Genomic DNA, 20,763 nt, shown 5'->3' on the forward strand with positions numbered 1-20,763 from the left:
CGCCAACCCCCTTGTACCGATCAGTGCGGAGAACGCTGACGCGCAGTCTTGAGCAGGTCTTCCGGTGTGATATGGCCGACCACCGATTTGGCCGCCGCGCTGCCGGGGAGCGGCAAGTCGAGAATGTGACCTTTCATCTTGCCGATCACGTGCATTTCGCAAGGCTTGCAATCGAACTTGAGGGTCAACACTTCATCACCGTGCACCAGTTGCATCGGCGCGACCTTGGTGCGCACGCCCGTCACACCTTTGGCCTGTTTCGGGCACAGGTTGAACGAGAAGCGCAGGCAATGCTTGGTGATCATCACGGGCACTTCGCCGGTCTCTTCGTGGGCCTCGTAGGCCGCGTCGATCAGCTGTACGCCGTGGCGATGATAGAAGTCGCGAGCCTTCTGGTTGTAGACGTTGGCCAGAAAAGAAAGATGCGACTCCGGGTACACCGGTGGCGGGGTCGTCTCCGCCTTGCGGCCACCGCGCGGATGAGCCTTGATTCGCGCTTCGGTCAGTGCCTCGATGGCGTCGCGGCGCAGGGTCTTGAGCTGCGAGTTGGGTACGAAGAACGCCTGTGGCGCGTCAAGGCTGACGTCCTGGGCATGATAGATCGTAGTGCCCAGTTGAGTGAGCAGGTCACGCAACTGATCCAGCGCCTGTTCGGGCTTGTTGGCCGCGCCAAACGGTCCATCGAGACCGACCGTGACGCTCACGCCTTCTTCGCTGGTGGCTTCCAGACTCAAGTGATCTTCGCGCAGCGTAACCTGCCACTGAACGCCGATACGACGTTCGGCCGAGGTCTTGAGCAGCGCCTGTTGCCAGTTGTGGTCCAGGTTGCGGTTCAGCGGATGATTGGGGCGTACGCGCGACAGCGCTGCGGGCATCTCGTTGGGCTCTACGCGATAGCGCCAGCGCTTCTGGCCGTCCTCTTCGAACTCGCCCTTGAGCTCGGCGATGTTGGCACGGAAGCCCACCACTTCACGCTTGATCTGCACATTGAGGCCGTCGCCGTTGGACAGCGGCTCGTGGGTCACGGCGATCAGGTCGCGCTTGCCGAGCTTTTCAACGGTGCCCACCGCCAGACCGGTGAAGGTCGGCGTGTCGAACGCGCCGATGTCGATCTTGCGGTCGCTGACGAAATAATCGGTGCTGCCGCGATGAAAGGTCTTTTCCGGGTCCGGCACGAAAAAGTGCGCGGTACGGCCGCTGGAAGCGGGTGCGAGGTCCGTGCGGTCTTCGAGAATCTCGTCCAGACGCTGGCGATAATAGGCCGTGATGTTTTTCACGTAGCCCGCATCCTTGTAGCGCCCTTCGATCTTGAACGAGCGCACGCCGGCGTCCACCAAAGCACGCAGGTTGGCGCTCTGATTGTTGTCTTTCATCGACAACAGATGCTTTTCGAAGGCCACAACGCGACCCTGATCATCCTTGAGGGTGTACGGCAGGCGGCAGGCCTGCGAGCAGTCGCCACGGTTGGCGCTGCGGCCGTTTTGCGCGTGGGAAATATTGCACTGCCCGGAGAACGCCACGCACAGGGCGCCGTGGATGAAGAATTCGATGGCCGCATCGGTTTCATCGGCGATTGCGCGGATTTCCTGCAGATTCAGTTCCCGGGCCAGCACCAGCTGCGAGAAACCGGCCTGATCGAGAAACTTCGCCCGGCTCAGGGTGCGAATATCGGTTTGCGTGCTGGCGTGCAGCTCGATGGGCGGAATGTCCATCTCCATCACCCCGAGGTCCTGCACGATCAACGCATCCACGCCGGCGTCGTAGAGCTGGTGAATCAGCTTGCGCGCGGGCTCCAGCTCGTCGTCATGGAGGATGGTGTTGATGGTGGTAAAGATCCGCGCGTGGTAGCGGTGCGCGAATTTGACCAGCTCGGCAATGTCGCTGACCTCGTTACAGGCATTGTGCCGCGCACCAAAGCTCGGCCCGCCGATATACACCGCATCGGCACCATGCAGGATGGCTTCACGGGCGATGGTCACATCCCGTGCAGGGCTGAGCAATTCCAGGTGGTGCTTGGGTAACGACATGGCAACGGGATCCGGCTGCGGGCAAAGCGCGCATTGTAGTGCCACAGACCGCGCGGTGCACCTGTTGCAGATGGCAGCAGGTGCCGGACTGACCATCGGCGTGGTTCAGCGCGAGCGCAGGCGCAGAATCTTCGCCCCGTCACTGGGGTCGGTCAGCCAGTGCGCCACCACGCCGAAGGTGCTCAGCAAGCGTTCCGGAGTCAGTACCTCAAGCGGCGCACCCAGCGCGACCAGCCGACCCTTTTCCATGACCGCCACACGGTCGCAGTCCAGCGCCTGATTCAGATCGTGCAGGGCAATCACGGTGGTCACCGGCAAGGCCCTGACCAGGCCGAGGATGGTCAGTTGATGCTGGATGTCCAGATGATTGGTCGGTTCGTCCAGCAGAAGGATCTGCGGCCGTTGCGCCAGCGCCCTGGCGATGTGAACACGTTGCCGCTCGCCACCGGACAAGGTGTGCCAGGCGCGTTTTTTCAGGTGCAGCATGTCCACATCCTGCAGCGCCTGGCGAACGATTGCATCGTCCTCGGCGCTCCACGGCTCGAGTGCCGACAGCCAGGGCGTGCGGCCCAGTTCGACGGCGTCCAGCACGGTCACGGCGTCGCTGGTTTCAGCCTGCTGCTCGACCACCGCCAGCAGGCGCGCCACGTCCCTGCGGCTCAATGACTCAAGTGCTTGCCCGCCCAGGCTGACCGAGCCGCTGACCGGCTTCTGAATACCGGCCAGTAGCTTGAGCAGGGTGGATTTGCCCGAGCCGTTGGGACCGACCACGGCCAGGGTTTCACCTGCGGCAATGCTCAGGTCGACATCGCGCAGCAGAGCTGCGCCACGTACCGAATAACCCAGACCGGAACAACCGAGTACCGGTGCACTGAGCGGATGAGGTAAGGCATTCATCGCGTGCTGTTGCCCCGGATAAGAATCAAAGCGAAGACCGGTGCGCCGATCAGTGCGGTAATCACACCGATCGGCAGCGCCTGCCCCTTGATCAGGGTGCGCGAAAGGATATCGGCAGCGATCAGAAACAGTGCGCCGCTCAAGGCGCTCAACGGCACCAGCCGGGCGTGCCGGACACCGACCAGCATCCGCACCGCGTGCGGGATCACCAGCCCGACGAAGCCGATGGAGCCGACAATCGAGACCATCACCGCGGTGACCAGCGCAGCGCTGGCGATCAGGATGATCTGTACGTGCCGTACCGCGATCCCCAGTGATGCCGCCGAGTCGCTGCCGAAGGTGAACGCGTCCAGCGCTCGCCGGTGCCAGAGGCACACCAGCAGGCCTGCCAGCACTGTCGGCACAGCCAGCCAGACCGAGTGCCAGCGCACACCGCTGAGGTTACCCAGCAGCCAGAACATGATGCCGCGTGCCTGCTCGGAGCTTGCCGATTTGGTGATCAGAAACGAGGTCAGGGCATTGAACAGTTGCGACCCGGCGATCCCGGCCAGAATGATCTGCCCGGCTGCCGTGGTGCCGCGTGAAGAGTGCGCCAGCAGGGCGACCAGCGAAAATGCCGCCACGGCCCCGACAAAAGCGCCCGCCGACATCGAGATCGCACCTGCACCGAAGCCCAGAATGGCGACCAGTACTGCACCGGTGGAAGCCCCTGCGGAAATCCCCAGCAGATACGGGTCTGCCAGCGGGTTGCGCAATAGCGACTGCAACACCACGCCACAGATCGCCAGCCCGGCCCCGCAGGCCGCCGCGACAATAGCGCGGGTCAGCCGGTAGTTCCAGACGATGCCTTCGTCTATAGGGTCGAGTACATAGCCAGCGCCCCAGAGTTTGTTGGCCAGCACCTGGAAAACCACGTTCAGGCTGATCGAGGTTTCGCCGATCGCGGCCCCGATCATGATCGCCAGCACCAGCACTGCCGAGACCCAGAGCACATGAACCAACGCTATCGGCAATCTCATTTGGCAGCGTTGAAACGGTTGGCGGCGTCAGCCAGTTCCTCGAACCCGGTGAACAGGCGCAGGCCAGCCTGCATGCCCTCGGCGTCGATGATCACGATCCGGTCATGCTTGACCGCGTCCATGTTGCGGGTCACTGGGTCGGTCTTGAGGAATTCGATTTTTTTCAGGTAATCGTCGGCCGGGAAGCGGCGGCGATCCATGCGCGCGATGACCAGAATGCTCGGGTTGGCCTTAGCGATGGTTTCCCAGCCCACAGTCGGCCATTCCTCGTCGGACTGAACGATATTGCGCATGCCCAGGCTGTTGAGCATGAAGTCCGGAATGCCTTTGCGGCCGGCCACGAAAGGGTCGCTGGCGAGGTCGGAGCTGGAGAACCAGAACAGCGCCGAGACGTCATTGGCCTTGTTCTGCCGGACGTTGGCAATCGCTGCGCTCAGGCGGGCCTTGAGGTCGGCAACCAGCGCGTCGCCGCGATCCCGCACATCGAAAATCTGCGCCAGTTGCTCGATGCTCTTGTAGATGGTGTCGATGCGGAACGGCTCCAGGCGTGTGCCATCGGCACCGACCAGATTGTCCTTGCCTTCGCAGTCGGACGGCAGGATGTAGGTGGGTATCTTCAGGTCATGGAACTGCTCGCGGGTGCCGACCACGCCCTGTTTGCCGACCATCCACTCCAGTTGCACGGCCACCAGTTCCGGTCGCTTGCCAATCACTGCCTCGAAACTGGGCTCGTTGTCGGCCAGGCGCTCGACCTTGTCGTTCTGCGCCTTGAAGCGTGGCAATACATTGTTGAACCACAGGGAAGTGCCGACCAGTCTGTCGCCAAGGCCCAGTTCGTAAAGCATTTCGGTGCCGGCCTGGCCAATGGTGACGGCCTTGGTCGGCGCATGCTGGAAGGTCAGGGTCGCGCCACAGTTTTCAAGGGTCAGCGGGTACTGAGTGGGGGCGGCGAGGGCCAGGGTGGACAGCGTCAGGCTGGCAGCGAGTGCGGCGAGGCGGGGCAGCGACATGAAATGCGGTCTCCGTTGGAGCAGGTGCCAGGGCGCAATGCACATCAGGAAACACATCCCCGGATGATCACCGGGCACGACAGGAAATGCCGACGCGTGCGGATGTCCTTCCCGGACACCCCGCCGGTTAGTGGGTTGAAGCGGGTCGGCAGGTCTCCTGACTGACACGTCAGCGCCAGGCTCCGGCCTTCCCGGATCACGATCCAGTGGCAGTCATGGAGCAGGCTCGGTGCTTACAGTTGCGGGGGCAGTTTCGTTTTTCGCCTGGTGAGAAAGGCGTGCGAATTCCCTGTTAGTTCCTCTCGGAAACCGACGCGCGGCATGGTAAACGATAAGCGTTTTAGTGGCTAATCCTTTGCGCACAGCTGCTGCAGCAGACGGTCTGTGAGTCCAAAACCGTCCCGATGGGCACTGAACTTTCGGGAAAAACGCTTAAATTATCTTCATGTTCACGTCCGTAAAACCGCAAAGGCCCATTCCAGAGCGTTCGCGTGAAAAACATGGCGCTGGGCCACAACACGTTTTTCACATCTTCTTCACCGCATCGGGACGATGCTGAACCTATCTTGCCTGCATGGGAGCGGCACAGACCTCGGGCACTCCCTGGGTCAACGCCACACATAGGTTCATGGCAGGAGTGGTCCTTTGACCGACACGATAATCAACAAGAATGTACTTCCCCGTTCGGGCATCAGTCAGCGCTACAAATTGCATCGGCACATCGTATCGATGTCCGTTGCCGTCGTGCTGACGGCTATCTGTGCATGGTTCTACTCGGCGTTCTCAGGCGTGCATGTGGTGGACCTGGGGGTCGGCAGCAACCTGAGCGTTTCCGGCCTTCGCGAGCACTGGCGGCAAGGCAATGTGGTGGTGATGATTCGCCACGCCGAACGCTGTGACCGCTCGAGCAACCCGTGCATGAGCGACGCCGACGGCATTACCTCCAACGGCCGCGACGCCGCTTTGGCGGTGGGCGCCGGGTTGCAGAAAATGGGCATGGACCACGCGCGCATGATCGCCAGCCCCAAGACCCGCACGCAACAGACTGCGCAACTGTTGGCCGGGCACGCGGTGGCTGGCCAGGACTGGATCAACGACTGTGACAGCGGTTTCATGAAAGCGGTGCAGGCCCACAAGGTCAGCGGCGAGAACATGGTGCTGGTGACTCACAGTGGCTGCATCGATCAGTTCGAGCGCAAGGTCGGCGTACCTGGCGGCGAGCGCTCCAGTGAGTACGCCCAGGCGTTTTTCGTACAAATAGACGGCAGCCATCCGCCGAAAATCCTCGGCTCCCTGAATGCCGGGCAATGGGCAAACCTCAACAGCGAGCAATTCAATTGACGACATCTTCCAGCGCCAGGCTGCGGTTCTACGGCATCAACCTGGGTGTACCGGTGTTTTTCGCGTTACTGGTCTTCGTCACCTTCGACTTGACCACGATCGACCGGCAACTGAGTGACCTGTTTTTTGATTCGACGGCCGGGGTGTTTCCCATCGGCCAGAGCCATCTGTTCGAGAACATCACACACAGATGGGCGCGGATCCTTCCGAACTGGACCGGAGAGCTGGCGATCATTGGTGCGATGCTGTCCTTTGTCTGGCCGTTGCTGGAAAAATATGATGATTCGCGCCTCGCGAGGCGGCTGACGGGCTCTCGGTTGGGCACCTTCCTGCGCTTTGCACGCAGGCACCGGCTGGACTTCTTTTTCGTCATCGTTGCCTTTGCGCTGAGCACCGCCATGATCCATTACCTGAAAAGCCATACCAGCGTTTACTGTCCTGTCGAGACTACCTTGTACGGTGGCAGTCAGGCGCACATCGAGTGGTTCAGGAACTTCAACCTGCTGCACGAGGCCGGCGCCGGGCGATGCTGGCCGGGCGGTCACGCGTCAAGCGCGTTCAGTCTGCTGGCCCTGTACTTCGTGGCTCGTCGCTATTGCTGGCGGCATTCGAATACTCTGCTGGCGACCATTCTGCTGCTCGGGATGATTTACGGCACCACGCGGGTGCTGCAAGGCTGGCACTTCATGTCGCACACCTTCTGGGCAGGTATTGTGGTGTGGCTGAGCACGTTGCTGGTTGCCTTGTGCTTCTATGGCCGATCAAGGTTGCAACAGCCGATTCGCCAGGTGTTGGTCGTCAACAAACCTGATGCATTCGTCACTCGACCTGCAGACGCACTGGCAACAGGTTCCCGGTCGGCCGGGTAGAACAACAACAAGGCGCGGCAATGAACATTCTGGTTATTGAAGACCATCGTGATATCCACGATAACCTGCTGGAATTCTTCGAGCTCAGGGGGCATGCGGTAGAAGGGGCGCTGGACGGCCTGAGCGGGCTGCATCTGGCCGCGTCGAAACGCTTCGATGCGATCATTCTCGACATCATGCTGCCCGGCATCGACGGCAACCAGATCTGCCACAGCCTGCGCCAGTATTCGAAGTCGGAAGTCGCGATTGTGATGCTCAGCGCGCGCGATGAACTGGATGATCGGCTCACCGGTTTCAAGGTGGGGGCCGACGACTACATCACCAAGCCGTTTGCAATGTCCGAAGTGCTCGCCAGGGTAGAAGCGATCGTCAGCCGACGGCAGCGCCAGGACAACCGGATGATGGTGGTTGCCGACCTGCAGTTCGATCTCGACACCCTGGAGGTCACCCGCAAAGGCGTGCCTTTGAAGCTCAACCCGACCAACATGAAGCTATTGGAACTGCTGATGCGCAAAAGCCCGCATATCGTCAAGCGGGCCGAGCTGGAAGAGGCGCTTTGGGGCCGTGATGCCCCGAACAGCAGCAGTTTGCGCAGCAACATCCACGTGCTCAGGCGGGTACTGGATGGCGGGCACGACACGCCGTTGCTGCACACGGCCCATGGCCTGGGTTACAAGCTGTGCGCGCAGCGCTGAGGCGGACTCATTCGAAGTTGAACAGGCGCTGGATCAGGGTCGGTGTGCTGCCGGTCCAGCGTTTGAATGAACGGCGGAAATTGGCCGGGTCGTTGAAGTTCAGGTAGTCCGCCACAGCTTCGTTGCTCATCCCCTTGATCTGATACAGGTACAACGCGACGTGCTTGCGCGCCAGGTCGTGCTGCGCCTGAAAGTGCGTGCCGTGCTTGTGCAGCTTGCGCTTCAGCGTGGCCGGGCTCATGGCGAAAGCGTGAGCGACCTGTTCCAGGCTGGTGGCCTGTCGCACATGTTCACGCAGGTGCTGGTGCAAGCGGTCCAGCAGGCTGAACGACATGCCCAGCGCGGCGAGTTGCCCGTCGGCTTCCTGCTGCGCGACCTGCACCGCAATGGGCGATGCGCCAGGCCAGGCATGGGTAAGGTAATACCTGGGCAGGCGCATCATGTTCAGCGGGCGGCCAAATGCCGTGTTTTCGCCCAGATGAACCCAGTACTGCTCGATGTAGCGTGGCTCTTCGTGACAGAAACTGCATTCCCACGGCAAACGCTCGCCGCTCAGCGACTGACTCATCGCCACCAGTGCGGTCATGCCGGCTTCAAGCAGGAAGCGTTGCTGTTCACCTGCACCACAACTGTCCAGCCAGTAGAGATAGGCGAACTGTTCGTCCAGCTCCAGACGCGGTATCAGCAGCGGGCTGAGCAGCGCCTGTTGGCGGATCAGTATCTCCAGCGCCTGATGCAGGTTTTGCGCATGACGCAGCGCGTGACTGGCCGCGCCGTAGTGGCCGGGAAACAGCCGCTGGCCGAACAGGAAGCTGGTGTCGTCGGCTTCCATCTGACGTTGCGCGTTACCGATCAGGACGAAAAACTGTTGCGGGCTCAGGCGCGTCTTGCCCGCAACGATGTCCTCGTAAAACAGCCCGGTGCCTTTGAGCAGGCGATGGCTGTCAATACCGCGTGACAACGCCAGATCAATCAGCGTTGCCGGCTGGTAGTGGCCGGGGATGAAGCGGCTGTCGATTTCATACCAGTCACTTTTAAGCGTCATGGCAGGCGCTCAGGCAGTGCAGGTCAGAGGGCGTCGGGCGCGAGCCAGCGACAGATTGAGGCGGCGCAGCAGGTTGTCCGGCGTTTCATTGAGTGCCATGACGACCGCCACGCTGGCCGACAGGTGAATGCGTTCGCCCTGTTGGCGGGTCTTGTGCGCCAGACTGGCGACCGCCTGCTGCAACTCCAGCGCCAGCAGCTTTGCCTGGCTTTCTCCGGTGTTGGGCAACAACACCACGAAACGGTCGCCAGCCAGACGGCAGAGCAGGTCCTGACGGCGCAGATTGAGCACCAGCAAGTGGCTGAGCGCCGACAGCACCTCATCGCCTTCGGCATGCCCGAAGGCATTGTTGATCGCGCTGAAACCATCCACGTCCAGCGCCAGCAGCGACAGCGGCTGCTGTTGGCAGACACTCTGTTCCAGGCTGACCACCAGTTGGCGCTTCAGGTAGTCGGCGCTGCCCAGCGGGGTGAGTTTGTCGTACAACCGGTGCTCCCGGAAGCCGCGCTCGCGCTTTTCCATTTGTGCGCTGATTGCCAGTTGTTCGCGATGCCAGTGGTAGATGCCCAGGGTCAACAGAATCAGGCCGACCGGCATCGGGCCGGATTCCAGCCAGTGATCCCATTCGATCGCGGCGGGCAGGCGGATGAATTCGTCGAGCGCGTCGATCCACCACGAGAAGAACACGCAACTCAGGCCGATCGACAGGTAATTGGTCACCCGGCCGGCCGGTCTGCTCTTGAACACCAGAAACAGCCAGACCAGCGACAGCAGGGCGGAGCCACCTTCACCGACGATGTCCAGCCACTGCCATTCGCTGACATGTTTGAGCGTGCCGAATGCCAGAAACGCCAGCAGGCCGAGATTGGAGGCGACCATCAGCACGGCGAGTTTCCAGCGATGAGGTTGGATGATCCTGAACATGAACAGACGGCTCCCGAGGTGCTGATTATCGGCCAGCAGAACAGATGCACATGACACTTCGGTGACGGGTAACGCGAACCGCGAAAGGTCGAATCAGCTCACGTGTGTTACAGGTTTTTGCTTCGCATCTGACGTATAAGCCACCTCTGATCAGCGCCAGGACTCAGCCGTCACTTACGTCGCACTCTGCGTCGTCAGTGTCATTGCTGCGTTGGCAGCGGTTGTGGGTAACGCATGAGGTTGTGTCGCATCAGAGTTACCTGCCTGTCGGCGTTTGATTCTGGTCAGCGGCCGTGGGAGCGAGCTTGCTCGCGATCTGTCGGGAACCGACATTAGAGTCGATACATGCAATGCGCCAGACACACCGAGCATCAGTACGGCCTGCAGCTCCAGCCCCGCCTGAAAGTCAAATCAGCTCATTTACCTGCTCGATTCCCCTCAAACCCGCTGTTTTCAGCCCCTGGGCCCGTTAACTGTCACAGAACCGTCACTGCACGACTCTAGCTTGCGCCTCCAGTTGCCGGGCCATTTGCCTGGTCTGTCGGGTTTATGGGGGAGGACTTACATGCACAGGCGTCGCAGCAGGGCCCAACTGGTCGGTTTCACACTCAGCGCGCTGGCGTTTGCCATCGGCAGCGAACGTTTGCAGGCCGCCGAAGCCGATACCACCGAGCACGTGCAAGTGGTCGGCCAGGCCGCGAGCATCGACAACGCGCTCAAGGAGCAACGCAGCTCCGATAGCATCAAGAGCGTGGTGCATGCCGACGGTGTTGCGCAGTTACCGGACCAGAACGTCGCCGAAGCGGTGCAGCGCCTGCCGGGCGTCAGCGTCGAGCGCGATCAGGGCGAGGGGCGCTTTGTCACCGTTCGTGGCCTGGCCCCCGACCTGAACAGCGTGACCATCAACGGCACCATGGTGCCTGCCCCGGAAAGTGATCGACGCGCCGTGGCGCTGGATGTCCTGCCCGCCGAACTGGTGCAGTCCCTGTCAGTGATCAAGACCCTGACCCCGGACATGGACGCCAATTCGCTGGGTGGCACCATCGATGTCGAGAGCCTCTCGGCCTTCGACCACAAGGGCCTGTTCTACACCGGCAGCAGCGAGGCCAGCTACGACAAGAACACCCGTCAGACCAGTCCCAAGTTTTCCGGCGCGGCGAGCAATCGTTTCAGCCTCGGCGACGGCATCGACAACTTCGGCGTGGCAGCAGCGCTGAGCTGGCAGAAGCGTGACTTCGGCTCCGACAACGTCGAAACCGGCGGTGACTGGGATGGCGCGCGGCTGCAATCATTCGAACAGCGCGACTACGACATCAGTCGCGAGCGCGCCGGTGGCGGCCTGAACTTCGATTACCGGCCCGATGACGTCAGCAAGTATTACCTGCGCACCCTGTACAGCCGCTTCAAGGACGACGAAGTCCGCACCACCAACGGTTTCGAGTTTGCCGATGCGCAAAGCGCAGGGCAGACAGGCGATGCCGAAGGCACGCGCAAGCTCAAGGCGCGTACTGAAACCCAGGAAATCCAGTCCTACGTGTTCGGTGGCGAGCGCATGGTCGGCCTGTGGACCCTCAGCGGCCAGGCCGGTTACAGCGAATCCAGCGAGGACAGCCCTGGCCATATCGCAGGCGCCACGTTCGTCGGCAACGATGACTTTGCCGACACCGGTTTCTACGACCGCGACAAGCCGCGGCCGATTGTCGGCTCCTCGTTCTACGACAACTCGAACTTCACCCTGGACAAGGTCGACTGGGAAAAGCAGTACACCAAGGACACCGAGAAAAACCTGCGTCTGGACCTGGCCCGTGATTACGATTTCAAGGGCTATGCCTCGCAGTTCAAGTTTGGTGGCAAGGTCAGCCGTCGCGACAAGAGCAATGACCTGGAAGTCTGGAAATACGAGGATTTCGATGACTTGGGCTTCAGCGACCAGCAACTCAACCTGACGCAGTTCCAGAAAGGCAACATCGACTACCGGCTGGGCAACTTCGGCAGCGGCATCAGCCCCGGTGCGATCAAGGGGCTGATCGGTGGCCTCAACGCTGCTGACGCCTACGACGAGGCCGAAAGCCGCGCCAATGACTTCAAGATCAACGAAGACATCAACGCCGGTTACTTCATGAATACCCTGGATGTCGACAAGTGGCGCTTCATCGCCGGACTGCGCTACGAAGGCACGGAAATGGACGCCAAGGGCACTGGTGTGCGTGATGGCGCGTTCGAGTCCAGTACCACCAGCCGTCGCTATCATCACTGGCTGCCGGGCCTGCATGCCCGTTATCAGATCGACAAGAGTACCCAACTGCGCGCTGCATGGACCAAAACCGTGGTACGTCCCACGTTCGGACAACTGGCACCGGGTTTTGTGATCGACGATGACGAAGCGTCTTTCGGTAACCCGAATCTCAAGCCGCTGGAGTCAAGCAACCTGGACCTGGGCATCGAACACTTCATGGGCCGTGCAGGCACGGTGTCGGCGTTCGTGTTCTACAAGGACATCCAGAATTTCGTCTACAACACCGACCTGGCCGGCACCGGGCAGTGGGCGAACTTCTCCGAGGCCAACACCTTTGCCAATGGCGACAAGGCCAAGCTGTATGGCCTGGAGCTGGCCTACTCGCAGAAGCTCGACTGGTTGCCTGCGCCATGGAACGGTCTGCTGCTGGGCGCCAATGCCACGTTGAGCCGCTCGGATGCCAGCATCAACGGTTTCGACCAGAGCACCGGCAGCAATCGCAAACGCGATATCGACCTGCCCAGCCAGTCGAAAACCGTCGGTAACGTCATGCTCGGCTGGGAGAACGACAAGCTCAGTCTGCGTCTGTCCGCCAACTACAAGTCGGCCTACCTCTACGAGCTGGCGGCGATCGGCGACAAGGACCATGACCAGTATGTGGACGCGCAGACCTTCGTTGATTTCAGCGCGCGCTATTCACTGACGAAGAACCTCAAGGTCAGCTTCGAGGCCCAGAACCTTACCGATCAGCCGTACTTCGTCTACAGCGGCCATCGCGCCTACAACGGCCAGTACGAAGAGTACGGCCCGACTTACAAGGTCGGCCTGACCTTCACCCATTTCTGATCGATCTGAAGCGCTCATTCAAAGGATTCAACCGTTCATGATGATTTCGCTATTACCCAAGCCAGTGTGCCTGGCGCTCTTGCTTTGCCTGACGGCCGGGGCTGCGCAGGCCTCGTCGCCGATGGATCTGAACCTGACGCGCTGGGCTGAAAACGCCTCGTTCAAGGCTCAGTCTGTCGCCTTCTTGCCGGACAGTGACGGCAGTCGGCGTCTGGCCGCGAGCATCAAGGCCGGCCTGTTGCTGCTGGATGAGCAGGGCCGCGAATTGGCAAGCATGCCCGGTTCATTTCAAGGGCTCGACAGCCGCTCAACGGGCGAGAGTGTCTTGCTCGCGACGCTGGACAACGCACGGCAACAGGCACTGCTGACCCAGCTGGACCCGGCGAAGATGCACTGGTCGAAGCCGGTCTACCTGCCGGCACGCGACTATTCAGTGGCCGGCCTGTGTCTGTATCGCGATGACGCCAGCAACCTGTTTGTATTTTTGGTGGGCGAAGAGGGCAAGGGCGAGCAATGGCTGATTGGTGCGAACAACCGGCTCAATGGCGAGCCGCGCCTGGTGCGCAATCTTCCGCTGCCTCCCAACGCCGAGTTTTGTCAGGTCGACGATGCTGCGCACAGGTTGTTCGTCAATGAAGCGAACATCGGCTGGTGGGCTTACCCGGCGCATCCCGAGGCCGATGTCGCCCGGCAGCCGGTGGCGCTGCGCGAGCCGTTTGGCGAGCTGAAACAGGCCGCTGGGGCAATGGCCGTTGTGCCTGGCGGTCTGCTGGCGCTGGACCCGAAGGGCAAGTCGTTGCATCTCTATCAGCAGCAGGATGATCAACAGCAGGCAGCCTGGGTGCCGGTGGCCGATCTGTCATTGATGAACCTGAAGAAGCCCGAAGGTCTCTCGGTGCATGAGAACAAGGGTGGTTTGCAGGTGCTGGTCAACGACAAGGACGGTGAGCGTCTGTATCAGGGGGCGCTGAACTGGACGCCCAAACCGGTCGCGGTTGCTGCGCCGCTGCCGAGTGTCATGCCGGCCATCCAGAGCCAGTCGGTCGGGCGTCAGGGTGACGCCGCCGACGACCCGGCGATCTGGGTCAACCCGAAAAATCCGGCACTCAGCCGGGTGCTGGGTACCAATAAGAAGCAGGGTTTGCTGGCTTACGACCTGAGCGGCAAGCAGTTACAGGAGCTGCCGGTCGGGCGTTTGAACAATGTCGATGTGCGCCCCGGTTTCATGCTGGGCAACAAGAACGTCGACCTGGCCGTGGCGAGTAATCGCGATCGCAACAGCCTGAGCCTGTTCAGCATCGACCGCGCCAGCGGCACGCTTCACGAGGCGGGGGAAATTGCCACGCCATTGGCGGAAATCTACGGCGTCTGCCTGTTCAAGCCTGCCAGTGGCGAGCTGTATGCCTTCGCCAACGGCAAGGACGGCAGCTTTCTCCAATACCGGCTCAGCGCCCCGGACGGCAAGGCCAAAGGCGAGCTGGTGCGCCGCTTCAAGGTCGACACCCAACCGGAAGGCTGCGTGGCCGATGACCAGCGTCAGCGCCTGTTTCTCGGCGAAGAAGACGTAGGTGTCTGGGAAGTCGATGCGCGGGCGGATCAGCCTGCAACGCTGTCCAGCGTGATCAAGGTGGGTGAAGTGGTGCACGCCGATGTCGAGGGGCTGGCGCTGTACCAGAGCGATGGCCATGACTATCTGCTGATTTCCAGTCAGGGCAACGACAGCTATGTGGTGGTGGATGCCGAGCCGCCTTATGCACTGCGCGGCGCCTTTCGGGTCGGCCTGAACGCGAAGGCGGGGATCGACGGCACCTCGGAAACCGACGGCATCGAAGTGACCGCCATGAACCTCGGCGGCCCCTGGAGCAAAGGCATGCTGGTGGTTCAGGACGGGCGCAAGCGCATGCCCGAGCAGGCGCAGAACTTCAAGTTCGTGCCGTGGGCGGAGGTCATGAAGACCTTGAAGCTGCCGTAAGTCGTTTGTCATCAAGCGGTGCTAATCATTCGATCCATTACAGAGGACTACCCCGATGCACGCCACTCTCGAACACATGACCATCTGGGGCCTGATCAGCGATGCCAGCCTGCTGGTCAAGGCCGTGATGCTGATTTTGCTGCTCGCCTCGCTGGTCAGCTGGTTTCTGATCATCCAGCGCAGCCTTGTCCTGCGTCATTACGAGCGCTCACTGGATGCCTTCCAGCAACGCTTTCGCAGTGCCGCCGACCTGGCGACGCTGCAGGCGCAGGCATCCTCTGCGCAGCGCGATGCGACTGGGATCGAGGACGTATTTCAGGCGGGTTACGCCGAATACATGCAGCTCAAGCAGCGGCCGGGTATCGAGCCTGATGTGGTGCTCTCCGGCGTCGAGCGCTCGCTGCAGGTCGCCATCAGCGAGCAAGAGCTGCAATTGGAAAAAGGCCTGCAGTTTCTCGCCACGGTAGGCTCGGTCAGCCCGTATATCGGCCTGTTCGGCACCGTCTGGGGGATCATGAATTCGTTCATCGGCCTGTCGCAGGTGCAGCAGGCCACGTTGTCGACGGTCGCGCCGGGTATTGCCGAAGCGCTGATCGCCACGGCCATCGGCCTGTTCGCCGCCATTCCTGCCGTTATCGCCTACAACCGTTTTGCTGCGCGTGGCCAGACGCTCACGGCGCGTTACTACAGCTTCGGCAATGAACTGCAGGTGCGCCTGAACCGCACTCTGCAAGGCCTGACACGCAACATGGCCGCTGCGGCCTGAGGACTTGTCATGCTGGTCAAACCGCAACGCAAACATGGCCCGAAGGCCGAAATGAATGTCGTGCCCTACATCGACGTGATGCTGGTGCTGCTGGTGATTTTCATGGTGACGGCGCCGATGCTCACCCAGGGCGTGAAAATCGAGTTGCCGAAAGTCGCCAGCGAAGCGCTCGTCACCGACACCCGGCAGCGTATCGTGACGTTGTCCGTCAAGGCGAAGGGCGGCTACTACTGGAACCTGGGCGACACGGTCGATACTCAGGCGCAGACCGATCAGGCCGCGAGCCTTGAAGACATGCAGGAGCGCATTGCCCGACTGGTTGCCGAGCGCAAGGACACGCAAGTGTTCATCCGTGCTGATGACAAGGCTGATTATGGCCGGGTAGTCGCCGCCATGGCGGCGCTGCAACGCAGTGGTGTAACGCAGTTGGGCTTGGTGACCGAGGCCCCGCAATGAACACCCTGGCCCTCGATTACCACATGCCGCGCCGCGAATGGGTGAATGGGCCCTGGCTGCGCAGCAATGGCCTGGCTGCTGCCATCGCGCTGGCATTGCATGGCGCGCTGCTGGGCGGTCTTATGTTCGGCTGGAGCCCGCACGAAGCACCGCCCGCACAGACCAGAACCCTGACCACGCAATTAGTGATTTTGCCGCCAGCGCCTGAGCCGGTTCCAGTCGCCGCTGCGCCGGTTGTCGAGCCTGTTCAACTGCCGCCGCCTGCACCGGCCTCGCTGCCGATCACTCAGCCGGTGGAAGCTGCAAAACCGCAGGCAGAGCCGCAGCGCCAGGTCGAACAGGCGGCGTTGGCACGCAAGCGCGTTGACGAGCAAAAGCGCGAGCGTGAACAGCAACAGAGCGTTCAGCGCCTGCACGAAGCCGAGCAGCAAAAGCGCCAGGAACAGCAGCGGCTGGCCGAGCAGCAACGTCAGCAGGTTGAGCAACAACGTCAGGCCGAACAGGCGCGTCAGTCTGCCGAGCGCGCCCGCCAGGCGCAGCAATCAGCACAACAGCAGGCCGCCGCTGACAGCAGCCAGTATCAGCCACTCAGCAAGGAGGCTCCGGACTATCCCGAACGGGCTCTGGACAAAGGCATCGAGGGTGATTGCACGGTGGTCTACGACGTGTCGCCGCAAGGCACGGTGGTCAACCCGCAAGTGCAGGGTGCGTGCCATCCATTGTTCATCCGTCCGTCACTGGCCGCAGCGCAAACCTTTCGTTATCAGCCACGGGTTGTCGAGGGCAGGGCGGTGACCGTGTCCGGGGTGAAGAATACCTTCCACTACCGGATCAAATAGACAGCGGGCCTGACGCAAGCTGCGACAGGCCCGCTGAGGTTTTAACTGACCTTGAAGCGCCGTACCAGCGCAATCAGGCGAGTGTTGGACTCGGAAAGGGCAGCGGTGCTGCGTTCGTTGCTGGAGCCGCCTTCGACCAGCTCTTCGACGATGTGCCGAACGGCAATGATGTTACGGCTGATTTCCTCTGACACCGCGCTTTGCTCCTCGGCCGCTGTGGCGATTTGCGTGCTCAGGTCGTTGATCTGCAGAACCGAGCGAGTCATGTCGTCCAGGCCGCTTGTTACGGCGGTGGTTTTGCCCGCTGTGGTCTGGCAACTCTGGCGGGTTTTTTCCATCGCGGCTACTGCGGCGCTGACGCCTTGTTGCAGGCTGCCGAGCATTTCGTTGATCTCCGACGTGCTGGCCTGGGTACGAGCGGCGAGGGCGCGCACCTCATCGGCCACGACCGCGAAGCCACGGCCCTGTTCGCCGGCGCGCGCGGCTTCAATGGCGGCGTTAAGCGCGAGCAGGTTGGTCTGCCCGGCGATTTCGCCAATCACCGCCAGCACCGCGTTGATGCGCTTGGCGTCCTGCTCCATCGACTGCACTTTGCTGGTGGCCGAATCGACCTCGCTGATCAGTGCATTCACGCTGTCAGAAGCGTCCGCAACCACAGTTTTCGATACCTGCGCGTTCTCGTTGGCCGACTGCGTGAAGCTTGCGGTCTGCGCCGCGCTGCGGGCCACTTCATCCGCAGTGGAGGACATCTCGGTGATCGCAGTAACGGCCTGATCGGTTTCGTTGGCGTGACGGATCAGAATGGCATTGGTAACGCCCGCCTGACTGCGCAGTTGTTCGATACCGCTGGCAATCTCGCTGGTGGAACTGCTGACGTCGAGCATCATGCGTTGTAGGTAGGCAATGAAGTTGTTGACCGACTCACCCACCTGATCCACTTCATCGTGCCCTTTGACGGCAATGCGCCGGGTGAGGTCGGCATCACCGGCCGACAGCGTGTCGATGTTGGTTTTGAGCACGCCCAGGCGGTTCATCAGCGTGCGCAACGCAACAATCATCAGCACCAGCAGCACCAGAACCATCGGGATCTGCAGCCAGGCCAGGGTCTTGAGGACGGTTTCGCTCTGGCTTTTCAGCAGGTCGGTGTTTTGCGAAACGGCCAGCAACCAGGGCGTGCCCGTGACCGGGATCAGAAACAGCGTCGATTCCTCGCCATCGCTGTTCTGGTAGGTCAGACGCGAGGTGCCAGTACCTTTGGCGGCGAGTGCCGACTTGATGCCATTGATGAACGGCGATTGCGCCGCCAGTTCGGAGACATTGCGCAGCACGATCTTGTCGCTGCTGCCCGGCACGTTGGACAGAATCTTGCCATCGGCCTCGATGATCATGATCCGGCCGTGGACTTCCTGCTCTTTGGCTTCAACCAGCTTGTTGAAGAAGCCCAGCGTCACGTCGATGGTCGACACGCCCCACGGCTGGCCGTCTTTGGTGATGGCCATGGCGCAGTTGGTGCGCGGTTCCGGGCTGGCGGCGTCCTGATAGGCGGGCGCCCAGGCGCATTGGCCAGCAGGCGAGTTCAAGCCGCCTTTGTGCCAGCCCTGTTCGAAATAGTTGAGCGACTCAGGCGAGTTCCAATGGGTGTTGACGATCAACTTGCCCGACGCATCGCGATGGTAAAAGGTGCTGTGCTTGGCACGACCGGGCGTGCGCACGTTCGGCAAAGGCCAGATCCCGCCGCCGAATACCTTGGCTTCGCCGTACTGGTTGACCATGAACGGCAGCAAGCGATCGATATCGTCACTGGACAGTTGCGGCACCAGTTCGGTAATGACCCGCGCCTGCGCCTGTACGCGGGCCAGTTCGGTCTTGATCTCGTTACTGATATCTGCTGCCTTGGCGGTCAGCATGTTTTCATCGTTGGCGGTGAGCCTGGGGGAGACGAACTGACCGATTCCATAAACCGTCAGAACGATGACCAGCGCCATGAATCCTACGAAGGTTGCGGTGTAGCGAGCTTGTACTGTCTTGAGCGAGGCCATTTTTTGTTATACCTGGTCCGTAGGAAAGGAATTGCCTGACTCAGGTGTCGACCGGGATAGATATTTCTTGATGTGACAAAAGTGCCAACTTCAGTACGATCAGCTGCGTCCCGTGTCGCGTAGGGCACTAGAGGTATTTTCTCGTGCTTCGGGCCGGAGGCCGTGGGAGCTACCGGGCCGCCGCGCATTGCTCGCGATCTGCCGGGAACCGGAAGCAAGATCGTTGCATACGGTGCATGAGGAACAACCGATATCGCGCAAGCCGCAACGCAGAAAATTTTTCAGTCCCTCGCTTGACTTCCTTTTCCTAATCAGTAACATAGCGCTCATTCCGCGATAGCTCAGTTGGTAGAGCAAGTGACTGTTAATCACTGGGTCCCTGGTTCGAGTCCAGGTCGTGGAGCCACCTTCCGTAATGCAAGTTCAGTGTTGATTTAAGTGATTGCTCTGCAATCACTTAACCGCGGTAGCTAGGGTTTGGAGCCTTACTCGCGGCAGTAATGAATTTAAATCTCGCTTTGCTCCTCCCTTTTCAAGCACTTTTCGCGTCATAGCCTTGAGCACCGCGTGCTACAGCGCATGTCGTCACGTGTTGAATTCGCCTCTCGCCCGAACCGCCGTCAAACCCTAATCCAATAGACCCTTTCTTGGAAAACCCAGCGTTTTTTTCAGCGAAGGGCGATTTCGCGCGGCCGCTGCAGCCGCAGTCAGATGAGCCTGTAGCAGATGGTTCAAACCGTTCGTCGGATTTATTCGGTATTTGCAATAAAAGCAATCTGCCAGCACGGAGCGCAATTTACTTCCTCTACAGATTTGTACAAGATTTGATACAGGTCGACGAGGGCCGTTGTAGGTGGCTGAAGAAGACCCTCCACCGATGTCTTTTCGATATTTATTAGGACTCATGGCATGCAAAAAAATGCATGCCAGGCGCTTTACTGTTTGGATCAGCACGTTGGTTTGAAAACTACGTGTTGAATTCATTTGCATTATAGCGTTATCGAATGTAGATCACTTGGTCTGCATGTTTATTTAAATAATGTTGTGGCATCAGCGTGCTCTGATGATAAGGGAGAGGTGAAAATTTGGCGATCTTCGTAATGCCGTTGTTGTACTTATACTATGTTCTTGCTTTCTGGTTTATTTGCAAAGTTTCTCTGTGGGGTTACTCGAGTAATGTAAGAAAGGTTCACGTTGTAATAAGATTTCTCTGTTTGTCGTTTATATTCTATGGGTCTGAGCTTTATTCGTATGCTGAGTGGAAAGTGGCATGCGCTACTATGGCAGGGCTGCATGTTTATGCTAAAGAGCCTGTGCAGGGGTTTTTCTATCCTCGTATTAGGCAAGTAGAGTCTAAATATTTTCTGAATAAGGGGTATGGTTTTGTCGAAGGTGCAGAGCTTGCCAAGTTGAAGCCTGCCTCTGATCAAATATATAGATTTTATAAAGGGGAAGATGGGGATGTAAATAAGGAGGCTGTTACAAAAATTCAAAGTGTTTACCAGTACGAGTCCAAGCATATAAAAATGTTAGGCGGCGGCAAAATCGACAAAAACATAGTAAGGAAAATAGACTCTGATCAGATATTAGGGGAGTCAATAATTGTTCAGTACAATGGAGGCATAATACAAGATTTGCTATTTTCTTTCTTTTCGGCTGATCGGGTGGGGCTAAGTGCGCAGTGTGTCGGTGATTTGAATGGAAAAAACATCATCGAGGAAGTTATTCCTCCTATCTTGAGCAGGGAAATGAAAAGAATATTAAAATTTATGCAGTAAATAG

16 protein-coding genes, 1 tRNA gene and 1 riboswitch are annotated in these 20,763 nt (G+C 59.9%); of the genes, 10 read left to right on the forward strand and 7 right to left on the reverse strand.

Going from position 1 to position 20,763, the window contains the following annotated elements; translation table 11 throughout:
* Positions 1 to 20: 20 nt before the first annotated feature.
* The 4 genes from LCH65_RS24555 to LCH65_RS24570 all read right to left on the reverse strand — a co-directional run bounded on the left by LCH65_RS24555 (position 21) and on the right by LCH65_RS24570 (position 4,953).
* Positions 21 to 2,027: a U32 family peptidase gene (locus LCH65_RS24555; protein ID WP_003435903.1), complete on the reverse strand. Its 2,007-nt coding sequence runs from the start codon at positions 2,025 to 2,027 to the stop codon at positions 21 to 23.
* Positions 2,028 to 2,132: 105 nt separating this feature from the next.
* Positions 2,133 to 2,924 carry an ABC transporter ATP-binding protein gene (locus LCH65_RS24560; protein WP_058417304.1) on the reverse strand — a complete coding sequence of 264 codons (792 nt, stop codon included), beginning with the start codon at positions 2,922 to 2,924 and terminating at the stop codon, positions 2,133 to 2,135.
* Positions 2,921 to 3,943 carry an iron chelate uptake ABC transporter family permease subunit gene (locus LCH65_RS24565; protein ID WP_226439876.1) on the reverse strand — a complete coding sequence of 341 codons (1,023 nt, stop codon included), beginning with the start codon at positions 3,941 to 3,943 and terminating at the stop codon, positions 2,921 to 2,923. The genes LCH65_RS24560 and LCH65_RS24565 overlap by 4 nt, the downstream gene beginning before the upstream one ends.
* Positions 3,940 to 4,953 carry an ABC transporter substrate-binding protein gene (locus LCH65_RS24570; protein WP_003371964.1) on the reverse strand — a complete coding sequence of 338 codons (1,014 nt, stop codon included), beginning with the start codon at positions 4,951 to 4,953 and terminating at the stop codon, positions 3,940 to 3,942. Before LCH65_RS24570 ends, LCH65_RS24565 begins: the two co-directional genes overlap by 4 nt.
* Before the next feature lie 129 nt (positions 4,954 to 5,082).
* Positions 5,083 to 5,282: riboswitch (cobalamin riboswitch) on the reverse strand.
* A gap of 316 nt (positions 5,283 to 5,598) precedes the next feature.
* Here LCH65_RS24570 and LCH65_RS24575 point away from each other — a divergent pair.
* The 3 genes from LCH65_RS24575 to LCH65_RS24585 are packed head-to-tail and all read left to right on the forward strand — an operon-like array spanning position 5,599 to position 7,858.
* Complete coding sequence (locus LCH65_RS24575; RefSeq protein WP_003435897.1) at positions 5,599 to 6,294, forward strand: histidine phosphatase family protein; 696 nt, start codon at positions 5,599 to 5,601, stop codon at positions 6,292 to 6,294.
* Complete coding sequence (locus tag LCH65_RS24580) at positions 6,261 to 7,163, forward strand: phosphatase PAP2 family protein (RefSeq protein WP_060707931.1); 903 nt, start codon at positions 6,261 to 6,263, stop codon at positions 7,161 to 7,163. The genes LCH65_RS24575 and LCH65_RS24580 overlap by 34 nt, the downstream gene beginning before the upstream one ends.
* A 20-nt stretch (positions 7,164 to 7,183) precedes the next feature.
* Complete coding sequence (locus LCH65_RS24585; protein ID WP_003435895.1) at positions 7,184 to 7,858, forward strand: response regulator transcription factor; 675 nt, start codon at positions 7,184 to 7,186, stop codon at positions 7,856 to 7,858.
* A 7-nt stretch (positions 7,859 to 7,865) separates the two neighbouring features.
* On the opposite strand, the gene LCH65_RS24590 is transcribed toward LCH65_RS24585, so the two are convergent.
* Positions 7,866 to 8,903 carry an AraC family transcriptional regulator gene (locus LCH65_RS24590; RefSeq protein ID WP_003435894.1) on the reverse strand — a complete coding sequence of 346 codons (1,038 nt, stop codon included), beginning with the start codon at positions 8,901 to 8,903 and terminating at the stop codon, positions 7,866 to 7,868.
* A 9-nt stretch (positions 8,904 to 8,912) separates the two neighbouring features.
* On the reverse strand, positions 8,913 to 9,827 hold the full coding sequence (locus tag LCH65_RS24595) for a GGDEF domain-containing protein (protein WP_003411459.1): 915 nt from the start codon (positions 9,825 to 9,827) through the stop codon (positions 8,913 to 8,915).
* A gap of 565 nt (positions 9,828 to 10,392) precedes the next feature.
* Here LCH65_RS24595 and LCH65_RS24600 point away from each other — a divergent pair.
* From LCH65_RS24600 to LCH65_RS24620, 5 genes are read left to right on the forward strand one after another with little or no spacing between them, the layout of a single operon-like run.
* Positions 10,393 to 12,909 (forward strand): TonB-dependent receptor, encoded by a 2,517-nt coding sequence (locus tag LCH65_RS24600; protein ID WP_003435893.1) that lies wholly within the window; start codon positions 10,393 to 10,395, stop codon positions 12,907 to 12,909.
* 37 nt (positions 12,910 to 12,946) lie between these two features.
* A complete protein-coding gene (locus tag LCH65_RS24605; protein WP_065349616.1) occupies positions 12,947 to 14,881 on the forward strand; it encodes a phytase in 1,935 nt (644 codons plus the stop codon).
* A 55-nt stretch (positions 14,882 to 14,936) separates the two neighbouring features.
* Positions 14,937 to 15,647, forward strand: coding sequence for a protein TolQ (gene tolQ / locus LCH65_RS24610; RefSeq protein WP_003435891.1), 711 nt, complete (start codon positions 14,937 to 14,939; stop codon positions 15,645 to 15,647).
* A gap of 9 nt (positions 15,648 to 15,656) precedes the next feature.
* A complete protein-coding gene (tolR, locus tag LCH65_RS24615) occupies positions 15,657 to 16,103 on the forward strand; it encodes a protein TolR (RefSeq protein ID WP_151342265.1) in 447 nt (148 codons plus the stop codon).
* Positions 16,100 to 16,942, forward strand: coding sequence for an energy transducer TonB (locus LCH65_RS24620; RefSeq protein ID WP_151342264.1), 843 nt, complete (start codon positions 16,100 to 16,102; stop codon positions 16,940 to 16,942). The genes tolR and LCH65_RS24620 overlap by 4 nt, the downstream gene beginning before the upstream one ends.
* Before the next feature lie 41 nt (positions 16,943 to 16,983).
* On the opposite strand, the gene LCH65_RS24625 is transcribed toward LCH65_RS24620, so the two are convergent.
* Positions 16,984 to 18,981 carry a methyl-accepting chemotaxis protein gene (locus tag LCH65_RS24625; protein ID WP_057403346.1) on the reverse strand — a complete coding sequence of 666 codons (1,998 nt, stop codon included), beginning with the start codon at positions 18,979 to 18,981 and terminating at the stop codon, positions 16,984 to 16,986.
* Positions 18,982 to 19,311: 330 nt separating this feature from the next.
* Between LCH65_RS24625 and LCH65_RS24630 the strand changes: the two genes are divergently transcribed.
* Both LCH65_RS24630 and LCH65_RS24635 read left to right on the forward strand, forming a co-directional pair.
* Positions 19,312 to 19,387 (forward strand) — tRNA-Asn (locus tag LCH65_RS24630).
* Positions 19,388 to 20,261: 874 nt separating this feature from the next.
* Positions 20,262 to 20,759, forward strand: a complete 498-nt coding sequence (locus tag LCH65_RS24635; protein ID WP_226439877.1) for a hypothetical protein — start codon at positions 20,262 to 20,264, stop codon at positions 20,757 to 20,759.
* The last annotated feature ends 4 nt before the right edge of the window (positions 20,760 to 20,763 follow it).

The organism is Pseudomonas sp. MWU16-30316, assembly GCF_020515645.1.
In the GTDB taxonomy this organism is placed as follows: domain Bacteria; phylum Pseudomonadota; class Gammaproteobacteria; order Pseudomonadales; family Pseudomonadaceae; genus Aquipseudomonas; species Aquipseudomonas cerasi.